13 protein-coding genes are annotated in these 13,370 nt (G+C 64.6%); 10 read left to right on the top strand and 3 right to left on the bottom strand.

Annotated features, from left to right (window positions below):
• Positions 1 to 208 precede the first annotated feature (208 nt).
• From VGO04_RS21630 to VGO04_RS21585, 10 genes are all read left to right on the top strand, one after another.
• Entirely contained in the window at positions 209 to 952 is a 744-nt protein-coding gene (locus VGO04_RS21630; RefSeq protein ID WP_327498008.1) for a FadR/GntR family transcriptional regulator, read from the top strand.
• A 121-nt stretch (positions 953 to 1,073) separates the two neighbouring features.
• Positions 1,074 to 2,033: a substrate-binding domain-containing protein gene (locus VGO04_RS21625; RefSeq protein WP_327498007.1), complete on the top strand. Its 960-nt coding sequence runs from the start codon at positions 1,074 to 1,076 to the stop codon at positions 2,031 to 2,033.
• 70 nt (positions 2,034 to 2,103) lie between these two features.
• Complete coding sequence (locus VGO04_RS21620) at positions 2,104 to 3,648, top strand: sugar ABC transporter ATP-binding protein (RefSeq protein ID WP_327498006.1); 1,545 nt, start codon at positions 2,104 to 2,106, stop codon at positions 3,646 to 3,648.
• On the top strand, positions 3,645 to 4,637 hold the full coding sequence (locus tag VGO04_RS21615; protein WP_327498005.1) for an ABC transporter permease: 993 nt from the start codon (positions 3,645 to 3,647) through the stop codon (positions 4,635 to 4,637). The genes VGO04_RS21620 and VGO04_RS21615 overlap by 4 nt, the downstream gene beginning before the upstream one ends.
• Before the next feature lie 57 nt (positions 4,638 to 4,694).
• Positions 4,695 to 5,480, top strand: a complete 786-nt coding sequence (locus tag VGO04_RS21610; RefSeq protein ID WP_327498004.1) for an SDR family NAD(P)-dependent oxidoreductase — start codon at positions 4,695 to 4,697, stop codon at positions 5,478 to 5,480.
• Positions 5,481 to 5,500: 20 nt separating this feature from the next.
• Positions 5,501 to 6,613, top strand: coding sequence for a mannonate dehydratase (locus tag VGO04_RS21605; protein ID WP_327498003.1), 1,113 nt, complete (start codon positions 5,501 to 5,503; stop codon positions 6,611 to 6,613).
• Between the two features lie 9 nt (positions 6,614 to 6,622).
• Positions 6,623 to 7,516 carry an SMP-30/gluconolactonase/LRE family protein gene (locus tag VGO04_RS21600; protein ID WP_327498002.1) on the top strand — a complete coding sequence of 298 codons (894 nt, stop codon included), beginning with the start codon at positions 6,623 to 6,625 and terminating at the stop codon, positions 7,514 to 7,516.
• Positions 7,513 to 8,535, top strand: a complete 1,023-nt coding sequence (locus VGO04_RS21595) for a hypothetical protein (RefSeq protein ID WP_327498001.1) — start codon at positions 7,513 to 7,515, stop codon at positions 8,533 to 8,535. Before VGO04_RS21600 ends, VGO04_RS21595 begins: the two co-directional genes overlap by 4 nt.
• Positions 8,536 to 8,577: 42 nt before the next feature.
• Positions 8,578 to 9,420: a fumarylacetoacetate hydrolase family protein gene (locus VGO04_RS21590; protein ID WP_327498000.1), complete on the top strand. Its 843-nt coding sequence runs from the start codon at positions 8,578 to 8,580 to the stop codon at positions 9,418 to 9,420.
• A gap of 24 nt (positions 9,421 to 9,444) precedes the next feature.
• Complete coding sequence (locus tag VGO04_RS21585) at positions 9,445 to 10,194, top strand: SDR family oxidoreductase (RefSeq protein WP_327497999.1); 750 nt, start codon at positions 9,445 to 9,447, stop codon at positions 10,192 to 10,194.
• A gap of 371 nt (positions 10,195 to 10,565) precedes the next feature.
• Here VGO04_RS21585 and leuB read toward each other — a convergent pair whose 3' ends face one another.
• The 3 genes from leuB to VGO04_RS21570 all read right to left on the bottom strand — a co-directional run bounded on the left by leuB (position 10,566) and on the right by VGO04_RS21570 (position 13,362).
• On the bottom strand, positions 10,566 to 11,675 hold the full coding sequence (gene leuB, locus VGO04_RS21580) for a 3-isopropylmalate dehydrogenase (protein ID WP_327497998.1): 1,110 nt from the start codon (positions 11,673 to 11,675) through the stop codon (positions 10,566 to 10,568).
• A gap of 71 nt (positions 11,676 to 11,746) precedes the next feature.
• Positions 11,747 to 11,974 carry a hypothetical protein gene (locus VGO04_RS21575; RefSeq protein WP_327497997.1) on the bottom strand — a complete coding sequence of 76 codons (228 nt, stop codon included), beginning with the start codon at positions 11,972 to 11,974 and terminating at the stop codon, positions 11,747 to 11,749.
• Positions 11,971 to 13,362: an amidase gene (locus tag VGO04_RS21570; RefSeq protein WP_327497996.1), complete on the bottom strand. Its 1,392-nt coding sequence runs from the start codon at positions 13,360 to 13,362 to the stop codon at positions 11,971 to 11,973. Before VGO04_RS21570 ends, VGO04_RS21575 begins: the two co-directional genes overlap by 4 nt.
• Between the last annotated feature and the right edge of the window lie 8 nt (positions 13,363 to 13,370).

The following is a 13,370-nucleotide window of genomic DNA, read 5'->3' as shown; positions in this document are numbered from 1 at the left end:
TCTCATGCAGATCTCCTCGCCGCGTTGGGCCCTATTGTTGGACCACGCATGTCATTAATGTCCGTCTGGCCCAACAATTCAAGTCCGAAATGAACGAAAATGGATTGATTCGACCGACGTGAATCGAAAATTCGGACATATCCGTATTTTCCTCTTGACGCATCAGGCAATCTGGACCAACAAATAAGTCATCGCAGGGAGGATCGCGGTGAGCAGTTCAGTACGGGAAGATGCATTGTCAGGCGTGGAAGCCGTCGAGCCGGGCAAGACCTCGGCCGTCGACCGGCTGGTCGAGCAGATCCGCGACATGATTTCCGAGCGCGGTCTCGGCATCGGCGATGCGCTGCCGACAGAGCGCGATCTCGGCGAACAGTTCCAGGCGGGTCGCAACACCGTGCGCGAGGCGCTGCAGGTGCTGCGCGCCTATGGCATGGTCGAGACCCGTCCGAAGGTCGGCGCCGTCATCAGCGGCGGCCATGGCGAGGCGATCCGCCGGCTTTTCGCCTTTCACAACGGCATCTCGCCGGACTCCTTCCATGACCTGCAGGGTTTCCGCCGCATCATCGAGACTGGCGTCGGCGAGCACATTATCCTGACCGCGAGCGATGCCGATTTCGATCGGCTGGACGCGATCAACGCGCGGATCCTCGAAGCCGGCAGCGTCGAGGAAGCGGCGCAGTGCGATTTTGAATTCCATTCGGCGATCGTCGAGCTGTCGGGCAACCGCACGACGCTTGCGGCCTATCACATGCTGCGCTCGGTGATCGAAGAGGTCATGCGGCTCGGGAAGGCCGAGCGCCCGGTGCATGCGGCGACCTTCGAGGCGCATGCCGAGATCATCCGGGCGCTGAGGGCCCGCGACCGCATCGCCTACGTCTACCTGATGAGCCGTCACCTGGAGTTCGGCATCCGCTTCGTCGATGCCGCACCCGGCGGCCAGCCGATGCGATGAACACATAGAAGATTTGGCCTGGACCGCCTCCGATCAGGGAGGCGGTGTGGGTAGCCGTTTGCCGGATCCTCTCGCCCGTCGATCCGGCGGCACTGACAGGGCTTTTGGGAGGAGAACCAACATGAGCAATATGAAACGTCTGGCGCTTGCCGCACTGCTTGCAACCGTCAGCTTTGCACCCGGCGCGGCGTTCGCGGGCGGCAAGGCGATCGCCGGCATCGTCTTTCAGCAGGACCAGTATTTCCGCGGCATCCAGATCGGCATGGAAAAGGCGGCGGAAGCCGCCGGCGACGAGCTGCTGGCCGGCAACAGCGACAGCAAGCTGGAGAAGGAAGCCCAGCTGATCGACACCTACATCGCCCGCGGCGTCAATTCGATCGTCGTCGCGCCGCTTTCGGCCGACGCCTCGGTGCCGGCCTTGAAGAAGGCGCGTGATGCCGGCATCACGGTCGTCACCTACGGCACCTCTGCCAATGGCGACGTCGCCCAGGCAACGGTGACGAGCTCGGACCGCGATATCGGCATCGGCACCGGCAAGGCGGCGACCGATTTCCTGAAGACGCTCGGCAATGGTGGGAAGGTCAAGATCGGCACGCTCGCCTTCAAGGCGCTCTTGCCCGAACAGTCGAACGCCCGCGTCGACGGATTCTTGAGCGTCGTCAAGGACCAGGTCGACATCGTCGCGCAGCAAGACGCCTGGCTTGCCGAAAAGGCGCTTGCGGTCGCCAGCGACATGCTGACGGCCAATCCCGACATCCAGGTGATCTACGCCGCCAACGAAGGTGGTACGATCGGCGCCGTGCAGGCGGTGAAAAAGGCCGGGCTCGAAGGCAAGGTCTTCGTCTTCGGCACCGACGGCTCCGAGCAGCTCGCCAACATGCTTCTGAACTCCGACAACGTCCTGCAGGCAACGACCGCGCAGCAGCCGCTCGAGGTTGGCAAGCAGGCGATCGAAGCGGCGCAGAACCTGCTCGACGGCAAGAAGATCGAGACCAAGGTCAACGTGCCGGTGCTGCCTTTGACCCGCGCCAATGCCGACCAGGTCGCCGCCTACAAGGAAGGCCTGAAGGCCCTGAAATAGGGGCAGGATCCGTGAACCGGGCGGCGGGCATCGTCCGCCGCTCCTTCGCCGCCGACAGCAGGACATCCGCATGAGCAATCCGCAACCAAGGTCAGCCGTGTTGCAAGGGGTGCAGGGACGGCTGGACTTTCGGGCCGTGACCAAGCGTTACGGCCCGACTGTCGCCCTCTCGGAATTCACCCACAGCTTCGCGCCCGGTCAGGTCCACGCCCTGATGGGCAAGAACGGCTCGGGCAAGTCGACGCTCGTCAAGCTGCTTGCCGGCGTGACCGGGCCGACGTCCGGCGTCATCAGCGTCAACGGCGAGGACCGCCATTTCACCTCGCCGCACGATGCTTTCGAGGCGGGCATCGTCACCGTGCACCAGGAACTCTCGCTGGTGCCGGAGCTTTCCGTCGGCGAAAACATCTTTCTCGGCCGGCTGCCGCATCGTCGCCGCGCCGGCTTCAGCGTCGTCGACTGGGCGGGCCTGCACAAGCGTGCCGGCGAACTGCTCGCCGACATGGGTCTTTCGATCGATTCTCGCCAGCCGGTCTCCGCCCTCAGCGTCGGCCAGCAGCAGGTGGTCGAGATCGTCAAGGCGATGTCCTTCAACCCGTCGATCCTGCTCTTGGACGAGCCGACCTCGGCGCTTGCTTCCCGTGAAGTCAAGCAGCTCTTCGCGCTGATCGAGCGCCTGCGCGCCCGCGGCGTGACGATGATCTACATCACCCACCGCATGAGCGAACTCTTCGAGATCGCCGACACCTGCACGGTGATCCGCGACGGTCACTATATCGGCTCGGTCGCGATGAAGGAGACGACGCCGTCGGCCATCGTCGGCATGATGTTCGGCGATGCCGCCCGCGCCACGCGTCCGCCGCGGCGAGCGCTCGACCCCGCCAGGCCGGTGCTCGAGGTGCGCAATCTCAGCCGCTCGGGACATTTTCAGGACGTGTCCTTCGATCTCTATCCAGGCGAGATCCTCGGCATTGCCGGCCTGCTCGGCGCGGGTCGCACCGAGCTGATGCGGGCGATCTTCGGCGCCGACCGGATCGACGGTGGCACTGTCACCTTCGACGGTCGCGACATGACGGGCGCCAGCCCGCGCGACATGCGCAAGGCCGGCCTCGGCTACACGCCGGAGAACCGCAAGGAAGTCGGCCTTGTGCAGTCGCTCTCGACCGCCGACAATCTCTGCATGGCGAGCCTCGGTCCGATCGCAAACAAGGGCCTCATCTCGCGCCGGCGCGAGCAGCCGTTTATCCGCCGCCAGATCGCTGACCTGCACATCAAGTGCGGCGACCCGGAACTGCCGGTCTCGTCGCTGTCGGGCGGCAACCAGCAGAAGGTGGTGATCGGCAAATGGCTGAACCGGCAGCCGTCGGTGATGTTCTTCGACGAGCCGAGCCGCGGCGTCGACGTGCAGGCGAAAAGCCAGATCTTCGACATCATCTGGCAGCAGGCCGCCGATGGTCTTGCCAGCCTCTTCGTCTCGACCGAACTCGAGGAGGTCCTCGAAGTCGCCGACCGCATCCTCGTCATGCACCACGGCGCTGTCGTTGCCGAGGTGGACCCGACGAAAATCGACCTTACCGAACTTTACGGCCTGTGCATGGAAGGGGCCAGACAATGACACTTGTGAGCCAGACGACGGAAGAAGGCGGCCAGAACACGCCGCTCAAGTTCCTGAAAACCTACCCGATGGAGATCATCCTTGCGGCACTCGTGATCTTTTTGATCCTCGTCGCGCCGGGCTTCGCCTCGACTGCCAACGTGCTCAACGTGCTGCGCACGGTCTCCATGCTCGGCATCATCGCCTTCGGTATGACGGCTGTCATCATCAGTGGCGAGATCGACCTGTCCGTCGGCGCCGGTGCCGCGCTCGCCGGCTGTATCGTCGCCTGGTTCGCCGACCGTTTTTCGGGCGTCTTCGGTGACTGGGGTGCGGTCACCGTCGGTTTTGCCGTGGCACTGCTGCTCGGTTTCATGCTCGGTTATCTCACCGGCCGGTTTAGGCAATGGTTCAACGTGCCGACCTTCATCACCACGCTGGCGCTGTTTGCAGCGCTGCGCGGCGTCGCCAACCTGATCACCGGCGGCTTTCCGATGTCGTCCTTCCCGATCGGCTTCGATTTCCTCGGCGGCGGTTACCTCTTCGGCATCCCGTTCCCGGTCTATATCTTCGCGCTCACCTTTGCCGGCATGCACTTCCTGATGAAGTACACGAGCTTCGGCCGCGAGGTTTACGCCGTCGGCGGCAACATGGAGGCGGCCCGCCTTTCGGGCATCGACATCTGGAAGGTGAAGGCGCTGACGCTTGGACTGACCGGTGCGCTCACCGCCGTCTCCGGCACGCTGATCGCCTCGCAGATCGGCGCGGGCACCGGCACGACCGCGACCGGCATGGAGCTCGACGTGATCGCAGCCGTGATCATCGGCGGCACGTCGCTCTTCGGTGGCAAGGGCCGCATCTGGGGCACGTTGATCGGGGTACTTTTCCTCGGCTGCATCTCCAACGGCATGACGCTGATGAACGTCAGCGAGTACTGGCAATACGTGGTGCGTGGCGGGATCATCCTCGGCGCCGTGCTCTTGAACCAGGTTCTCGAACGGGTGCGCTGAGATCGGTGCGGGGTGTCCGGCATCCCGCCCCCCTTCAAGAGTTTCGCGGAGACAATCATGACTGAATTCAAGGGAAAAATCGCGCTCGTCACCGGCACCTCCGGTATAGGCCTTGCCTCGGCGATCCGGCTGGCTTCAACCGGTGCGACGGTGCTTGCCTGCGGCAACGACATCGATACCAACGCGATCTTCGACCGCATCGCCAAAGAGCGCGACCTGCCGATGTCCACCCGGCTGACCGATGTTTCGGTGGAAGCCGAGGTGGAGGCGGCCGTGCGCGAGGCGGTGCTGCGCCATGGCGGGCTGGACATCGTCGTCAATGCCGCCGCCGTCCACCCCTATGGCACCGTCGTCGACACCAGCGCCGAAACCTTCGCCCGCTGCCTCGCCGTCAATGTCGGCTCGATTTACCTGACCGGACGCTTCGGCATCCCGGAAATGGAAAAGCGCGGCGGCGGCGCCATCGTCAACATCTCTTCGGTGCAGGGCCATGCCTGCCAGCAGAACGTCGCGGCCTATGTCGCCTCCAAGGGGGCGATCCATGCGTTGACCCGGGCCATGGCGCTCGACCATGCGGCAGTGAAAGTCCGGGTGAACTCGGTCAGCCCCGGCTCGGTGCGCACGCCGTTGCTGGCGCTCGCGGCACGCACCTATGGCGGCGAGGGCGTGAGCGAGGCGGAAGCCTTTGCCCGCTTCGGTGCCGCGCATCCGATCGGCCGCATCGGCGAGCCGGAAGAGGTGGCAGAACTCGTCGCCTATCTCGCCTCCGACCGTGCCGCCTTCGTTACAGGCTCGGACTTCCGTATCGACGGCGGCCTCACCGCCGGCATCGGCGTCAAGTAATCAGACAGGAAAAGATGAAGATGAAGATCGGCCTTGGGCTCTACCGGGAACAACTCACCCCGGACAATTTTCAGTTTGCGCAGCAGGCGGGTGCGACCCATGTCGTTGCGCATCTCACCAACTATTTTGCCGGCAAGGACCCGAAGATCGACAGCGGTGACCAGGGCGGCTGGGGCGATTGCTCTGGCGATCGGCTCTGGACCTACGAAGAACTGTCGGCGCTGGTGAAGGACGTGCGCGCTGGCGGCCTTGAAGTCGCGGCGATCGAGAATTTTTCGCCGCGCTTCTGGCATGACGTGCTTCTGGATGGGCCGGAGCGCGCGCATCAGATCGAGGGGCTGAAGCAGCTCATCCGCGATGCCGGCCGGGCCGGCATCCCCTGCATCGGCTACAATTTCTCGCTTGCCGGCGTCTATGGCTGGACGCGCGGTCCCTATGCGCGCGGCGGTGCGGAATCCGTCGGCTTCGGCGTCGAGAAAACCATTGCACCGAGCCCGGATGCGCCGATCCCCGACGGCATGGTCTGGAACATGCGCTATCGCCGCGGCGTCGCGGGTGCTGCCTCGGTCTCCGTCAGCTCGGCGGAGCTCTGGGATCGCCTGACCCACTTCCTGAAGGAGGTTGTGCCGGTCGCCGAGGAGGCGGGTGTCGTGCTTGGCGCCCACCCGGACGATCCGCCGGCCGAGGAACTGCGTGGCACGGCACGGCTCGTCAACCGGCCGGAGAAATACGACCGGCTGATGGCGATCGTCGATTCCCCTTCGAACGGTCTGGAACTCTGCCTCGGCTCGCTGCAGGAGATGCCCGGCGGCGATATCTACGAGCATGTCCGCCGCTTCGCCCGCTCCGGCCGCATCGGCTACATTCATTTCCGCAACGTGCGCGGAAAGATGCCGCGTTATGTCGAGACCTTCGTCGACGAAGGCGACATCGACATGGCCGAGATCATCCGCATCCTGCGCGACGAGAACTACCAGGGCGTGCTGATCCCCGACCATACGCCGGCCATGACCTGCGGTGCCTCCTGGCATGCGGGCAAGGCCTTCGCGCTCGGCTACATGAAGGCGCTGGTGCAGAACGCCGACGCGCTCGGGCCGTCGCGTTCCATACCAACGAGCATTGCGGCAGAATAGGAGGCGGGGATGGCTCGCGAGATCGTCTGCGTCGCGCCCGTCGGCGACCGCTGCGGCGAGGGCGCCGTCTGGTCGGCGGCGGAAGCAGCACTCTACTGGACCGACATCAACCGTTTTCTCGTCCATCGCTACGACGAGGCGACGCGTGCGGTCCGGACCTGGCTTTTCGACGAGCCGGTGGTGGCGATCTCGCTGACTGAGATAGACGGCCGGCTACTCGTCGCCCTCGGCTCGAAGCTGATCTGGTGGTGGCCTGAGACCGATCGGCGCGAGGATCATGGCTTTGTGCTCCCCGGTGCGCCGCGCGTCCGGCTCAATGACGGTCGTGCCGATCCGGCCGGAAACTTCTGGGTCGGTTCGATGAAGAACAACGTCCTTCCCGATGGCCAGCTCGGCGACGTCGCTCCGGGGGAGGGCATCCTCTTCCGGATTGCACCGGATGGGTCCGTTACCGAATGGCGGGCCGGCCTCGGGATTTCGAACACGCTCTGCTGGAGCCCGGATCGACGTACCTTCTATTTCGGCGATACGCTGGCCAACGAGATCTACGCCTTCGACTACGACGACGTTGAGGGCGCGATATCCGGTGAACGAAACTTCTTCACCGGCTTTGACCGCGGCTCGCCCGATGGCTCGGCGATCGACAGCGAGGGCTTTCTCTGGAATTGCCGCTATGGTGGCCGTTGCATCGCCCGCATCGCGCCCGACGGCAACTTGGCGGAAGTGATCGACATGCCGGTCAGCAACATCACCACCTGCACCTTCGGCGGGGCGGACCTGAAGACGCTCTACGTCACCACGGCGGGCGGAGGACCGGCTGAGCGCCTCGCCGGCAGCCTCTACGCCATGCGCGTCGAGGTCGCAGGACTTCCGGAAAACCGCTACGGGATCGCGACAAAGTGAGCGCCGGGACGACGCGACGCGCGCTTGCTTGGGCGCACGGTAGCCTCGCAGTGCAATCGCTCGGCGGCATGCTCGGCCCGGTACTGTTCCTGCTGCCGGACGGGCGACAGGTCAGCCCCTTGCACGTGGCACCCTGGAGCAATGACCCCGAGCGCGAGACGCTGCCGGATATCCTCCAGGAGCTTCGCGGCGAATGGCCCTGTGTTCCCTTCGGCAGTGATGCCAGCCGAAAGCTCCCCCCAGGCTGGTCGGCAACCGGCGAAAGTTTCGAAGGGGCGGGTGTGCCGCATGGTCATGGCTCCAACATTCATTGGGCGTGGGGTGCCTGCGACGATCGTCAGATCACCCTGGAATGCCACTATCCGGATACCCATCCGATCCGCCTGCTTCGCCGAGAAATCGTTCCGGATCCGAGCGCGGCCGCCATCGACATTACGCTCGAAATCGAGGCGCGACGGTCCTGCCGCCTGCCGATCGGCCTGCATCCGACGTTCCGGCTTTCGCCGCGACCGGGTTCCGTCGTCATTGAGCCGGGCAGCTACTCTCGCGTCTGGAGCTTTCCAGGCGACGTCGAGCCGGGTGCCGCGCTTTTTGCGCCCGACCGGCAATGGCCGTCGCTCGGCGCGGTCGCGACACGCGGCGGCTTGATCGTCGATGCGGCGCACGTGCCGCTTTCCGCCGAGACCGAGGACCTGCTGCAGCTCTCGGGCGTCGATGGCAGCCTCGCGCTCCACTACGGAGACGAGGGATTTCGCGCGCGGCTTAGCTGGCAAAAGGAACATTTTCCGAGCCTGCTCCTCTGGTACAGCAACCGCGGCCGCAAGGCCTATCCCTGGAACGGGCGCCATGTGGCGCTTGGCGTCGAGCCGATCGCTTCCGCGTTCGATTTGGGACCAGCGATTTCCGCCGGCGTCAATCCGCTGGTGTCCTCGGGCGTTGCGACTGCAATCGCATTCGAGCCCGGACAAACCTTTATCACACGCTACCGGCTTTCCGCCGAAGCCGCGCCCGCAGGCTGAGCCGAGCGCTCGCCCCGTTCATTCCAAACGAAAGGCCAACCGATGAAATTGTTGCGTTTGACCGTCGACGGCTCTGCCGTGCCCTGCATCCTCGATGGCGACGGTCAGGCACGAAATGTGTCGTCGCTCGTTCAGGACTTTACGGCGGAGACCTTGCCGGATGTCGCGGCCGCCCTGTCGGGCGTGGATCTGTCGGCTTTGCCCGTGGTGCCGGTCATCGATGCGGATATCCTGCCGCCGGTCGCAAGGCCCGGCACCATCTGGTGCGTCGGGCTCAACTACTCCGACCACGCCGAAGAAGCGGGGCTGCCGGTGCCGTCGGAGCCGATCCTCTTCAACAAGTCCGCGGGCACCTATTGCGGCCCGAACGCGTCGCTTCTCCATTCCGAGAAAATGTCGAAGCTCGACTGGGAGGTCGAACTCGGCATAGTCATCGGCAAGCGCGCCTTGAACGTCTCCCGTGACGCAGCCATGGATCATGTCTTCGGCTACACGGTGGTCAACGATGTTTCCGAGCGCGCCTGGCAGATGGAGCGCGGTGGGCAATGGGTGAAGGGCAAGAGCTTCCCGAATTTCTGCCCGACGGGGCCGTGGCTCGTCACCCGCGACGAAGTACCGGATCCGCAGGCCCTATCGATGTGGCTCGACGTCAACGGCGAGCGAATGCAGGCGGGCACGACCGCGCGCATGATCTTCGACGTCGCAACCATCGTCTCCTACATGAGCGAGTTCTGCGTGCTGGAACCGGGCGACCTCATCTGCACCGGCACACCGCCCGGCGTCGGCATGGGCAAGAAGCCGCCGCGCTATCTGAAACCCGGAGACGTGGTGGAACTCGGCATCGACGGCCTCGGCCGCCAGCGCCAGACCGTTGAGGCCATCTAAGCTGATCGTAGAAGGACGTTGATCATGAGTGGAAAGACAGGGCGATTGGCGGGGCGTGTTGCGGTTGTCACAGCCGCCGGCCAGGGCATCGGCCGCGCCGTGGCCGAACGACTGATGGGCGAGGGTGCTGCCGTTTACGCCAGCGACATCAACGATGGCCTGCTCGCCAATCTTGAAGATGCGGCGACAACGCGGTTGGACGCAACGGATTATGCTGCCGTGGCCGCCTATTTCGCCGGCTTTCAGCGGGTCGACATTCTCGTCCATGCGGTCGGCTATGTGCACCAAGGCACGATCGAGGAATGCTCGGCCGAGGACTGGCGCCGCTCGGTGAACATCACGCTCGACAGCGCCTATAACGTGATTGGCGGCGCGATCCCTAAGATGAAGGTCCACGGCGGCAGCATCATCACCATCGGCTCGGTCGCCTCGTCGATCAAAGGTTTTCCAAGACGCGCGGCTTACGGTGCCGCCAAGGGCGGCGTCATCGGTCTCACCAAGGCAGTTGCTGCCGACTACGTCTCCCTAGGCATTCGTTGCAATTCGGTCTGCCCCGGCACGGTCGCCTCTCCATCGCTGGAAGAGCGTATCGGCGAACTCGGCGAAAAGCTCGGAAGCCGCGACGAGGCCTATCGGTCTTTCATCAGCCGGCAACCGGCCGGGCGGTTCGGCACGGTCGAAGAAGTCGCCGCCATCTGCGCCTTCCTGGCTTCCGACGAAGCGGCCTTCATCACGGGGCAGGCAATCAACATCGACGGTGGGATTACGATCTAGGGCCGCGACCGCTGGCTGGCTGGCGGTGCAACATCATCGGAGCCTCTGCTCAACCTGGAAGTTTTCGATTTTTCGAGAGAAGCCACCCCAATCGCCCTCATCCTCGCCCTTGTGGCGGGGATCCAGCTACCCGACGTCTGTCGGGTCAAAAGACTCTTTTTGGCCCAAAGACTTGGGCCCGCTGGATTTCTGTGACAGGCACAGAAATGAGGGGAGGGTTAGGTTGCCTCCTTTCCCTTCCTGCGACCCCGCGGTAGCAGCTCGCAATCTGTTTGCACGAGGCCATCAAACGCAAAAAACCCCCGGATGGGCTCCGGAGGTGTTTTTGTCGCATGCGTGAAGACGCCAGCGCCGCGCCTGATTGTCGTCGCTTAAGCCGACAGCGCCTTGAACTCGGCAAGAATGGCGTCGCCCATCTCGGTCGTTCCGACCTGGCGGGCACCTTCGGCCATGATGTCGCCGGTGCGGATGCCCTGGTCGAGCACGTTGGCGATCGCCTTTTCCAGATTGTCGGCTTCCTTCACGAGGTTGAAGGAATAACGCAGGCACATGGCAAAGGAGGCGATCATCGCAATCGGGTTGGCAATGCCCTTGCCGGCGATGTCGGGTGCCGAGCCATGCACCGGCTCGTAGAGCGCCTTGCGCTTGCCGGTGACACCGTCGGGCGCACCGAGCGAGGCCGAGGGCAGCATGCCGAGCGAACCGGTGAGCATCGCCGCCACATCCGACAGCATGTCGCCGAACAGGTTGTCGGTGACGATGACGTCGAACTGCTTGGGCTGGCGCACCAGCTGCATGCCGCCGGCGTCGGCCAGCATGTGCTCGAGTTGGACGTCGGAATATTTTGCCTTGTGCGTCTCGGTCACCACCTGGTTCCAGAGCACGCCCGACTTCATGACGTTGCGCTTTTCCATCGAGCAGACGCGGTTCTGCCTCGTGCGGGCAAGCTCGAAGGCAACGCCTGAGATGCGCTCGATCTCGTAGGTGTCGTAGACCTGGGTGTCGATGCCGCGCTTCTGGCCGTTGCCGAGGTCGATGATTTCCTTCGGTTCGCCGAAATAGACGCCGCCGGTCAGTTCGCGCACGATCAGGATGTCCAGGCCTTCGACCAGCTCGGGCTTGAGCGACGAGGCGGCGGCCAGCGCCGGATAGCAGATCGCCGGACGCAGGTTGGCGAAGAGCTCGAGATCCTTGCGCAGGCGAAGCAGGCCGGCTTCCGGGCGGACCTCATAGGGCACCGCATCCCACTTCGGACCACCGACGGCGCCAAACAGCACCGCGTCGGCGGAAAGCGCCTTTGCCATGTCCCCTTCCGAGATCGCCTGGCCGTGGGCGTCATAGGCCGAACCGCCGACCAGGCCCTCGTCGGTCACGAAGCCGGCCGAAAGCTCGGCGTTCATGTAGGCGATGATTTTGCGGACTTCCGCCATGGCTTCCGGGCCGATGCCGTCGCCGGGAAGGATGAAAAGTTTGCGGGCCATTGTCGGCACTCCTGTGTCTGGTCTGATGAAAAAGCGGCGCGGCCGCGTTGATGATAATGATGCGGGCGGGGCTAAGCCGCAGGCTTTGCGCCTTCGATCTGGCCGATGCGCTCGCGAAGCGTGTTGGCGATGCTCTGCGAGGTCGCGGCGACGGCGATCTCGAGGATCGCCTTGCCGCCATCGACCTCGACGGCAAGCTTTGACACGCTGACGCCGAGCCGGCGAACGATGTCGAGCAGCCGCGAGACGATGTTTTCCAGATCGCCGCTTTCGACGGTGTAACGCATCGTGTCGGTCATGCGGTTACCTTCGGCCAGGGCCGCTGCTCGGGGCGCATGGTCTCATAGGAGCGTGCCAGGCGAAGCACGCCGATATCGTCGAACTGTTGGCCGATGATCTGCAATCCGATCGGCAGTCCGCCGGCGGTGTAGCCGCAGTTGATCGAGATCGCCGGCTGTCCACCCATGTTGACGGCGACGGTAAAGGCGATGTGTTCGAACGGCTTCTGCGGATCGTTGACCGGCGAGGCCCATTCGGCCGGATAGGATGCCGTCGGCGCGGTCGGCGAGAGGATGAAGTCATAGCCGGAAAGTGCCGCATGCAGCGCGTTGCGCATGGCTTCGATCTGGGCGAAGCCGGTATAGACCTCGCGGCCGGAGAAGTTTTCGGCCGTTTTGATCCAGTCGAAGATGTAGGGCAGGATCTGCGCCTGTTTCTCCGGCGAAAGGCGCGACACGTCTTCCCAGCCGCGCGCCCGCCAGAAGCGGTCGAGACCGTCGATCATCTCGCGTGTCAGGAACGGGCCGATCGGCTCGACGGTCGCGCCGGCGTCGGCAAAGAGCCTTGCTGCCCGCTTGACCGCCTGTTCCGTTTCCTCGGTGACCGCCTGGCCGAAGCCGGCGTCGAGCCAGAGGCCGATCTTCAGGCCTTTCACGTCGCGATCGAGATCGAGCCAGGGAATGTCAGCATAGGGCAGGGCCATGGTGTCCCGGGCGTCGGGCTTCGACAGGACCGACATGTAGAGCGCGGTGTCGGCGACGGTGCGCGTCATCGGCCCGGCGACACGGCCGATGAACGGCGGGTTGATCGGGACGCGGCCTGCCGAAGGCTTGAGGCCGACGACGCCACACCAGCCGGCCGGCAGGCGAACGGAGCCGCCGATATCGGTGCCGATATGAAGGGGGCCATAACCGGCGGCGGCTGCCGCACCGGCACCGGCGCTCGAACCGCCCGGATTGGCCGAAATGTCCCACGGATTGCGGGCGAGCTTGTGGAAGCTGGAAAGACCGGAAGAAAGCATGCCGTAGTCGGGCATGGTGGTCTTGGCGAGAAGAATGCCGCCAGCCTCGCGGGTGCGCGCCGCCGGCGGTGCGTCGGCTGTGGCCAGTGTCAGCGACACGGCGGCGCAGCCGAGCGGGACGGCGGTGCCCTTGGTGGCGATGTTCTCCTTGATCGTCACCGGCACGCCGTCGATCGCGCCGAGCGGCTCGCCCTTTGCCCAGCGCGCTTCCGATGCCTTGGCGGCCCTACGGGCTTCGGCCGGGTCATAGGCCCAGAGCGCGTTCAGCTTCGGCTCGGAAGCATCGATGCGGGCGATGACGGCTTCGGTGACTTCGACGGGCGAGAGCCTTTTCGAGCGATAGGCCTCGACAAGATCGACGGCGGAGAGATCGGCGAGTTCGGACATGGGGCACT

The organism is Ensifer sp., from assembly GCF_035999185.1.
Taxonomy (GTDB): Bacteria; Pseudomonadota; Alphaproteobacteria; order Rhizobiales; family Rhizobiaceae; genus Ensifer.
The sequence above is the reverse complement of the archived record's forward strand: the minus strand, read 5'-3'. Positions and strand labels throughout refer to the sequence as shown.

What these genes read in the sequence shown, in the direction of transcription:
- VGO04_RS21625 (WP_327498007.1), top strand. Translation starts at nt 1,074, where the DNA reads ATGAGCAATATGAAACGTCTGGCGCTTGCCGCACTGCTTGCAACCGTC.
- VGO04_RS21620 (WP_327498006.1), top strand. Translation starts at nt 2,104, where the DNA reads ATGAGCAATCCGCAACCAAGGTCAGCCGTGTTGCAAGGGGTGCAGGGA.
- VGO04_RS21615 (WP_327498005.1), top strand. Translation starts at nt 3,645, where the DNA reads ATGACACTTGTGAGCCAGACGACGGAAGAAGGCGGCCAGAACACGCCG.
- VGO04_RS21610 (WP_327498004.1), top strand. Translation starts at nt 4,695, where the DNA reads ATGACTGAATTCAAGGGAAAAATCGCGCTCGTCACCGGCACCTCCGGT.
- VGO04_RS21605 (WP_327498003.1), top strand. Translation starts at nt 5,501, where the DNA reads ATGAAGATCGGCCTTGGGCTCTACCGGGAACAACTCACCCCGGACAAT.
- VGO04_RS21600 (WP_327498002.1), top strand. Translation starts at nt 6,623, where the DNA reads ATGGCTCGCGAGATCGTCTGCGTCGCGCCCGTCGGCGACCGCTGCGGC.
- VGO04_RS21590 (WP_327498000.1), top strand. Translation starts at nt 8,578, where the DNA reads ATGAAATTGTTGCGTTTGACCGTCGACGGCTCTGCCGTGCCCTGCATC.
- VGO04_RS21585 (WP_327497999.1), top strand. Translation starts at nt 9,445, where the DNA reads ATGAGTGGAAAGACAGGGCGATTGGCGGGGCGTGTTGCGGTTGTCACA.
- leuB (WP_327497998.1), bottom strand. Translation starts at nt 11,675, where the DNA reads ATGGCCCGCAAACTTTTCATCCTTCCCGGCGACGGCATCGGCCCGGAA.
- VGO04_RS21575 (WP_327497997.1), bottom strand. Translation starts at nt 11,974, where the DNA reads ATGACCGACACGATGCGTTACACCGTCGAAAGCGGCGATCTGGAAAAC.
- VGO04_RS21570 (WP_327497996.1), bottom strand. Translation starts at nt 13,362, where the DNA reads ATGTCCGAACTCGCCGATCTCTCCGCCGTCGATCTTGTCGAGGCCTAT.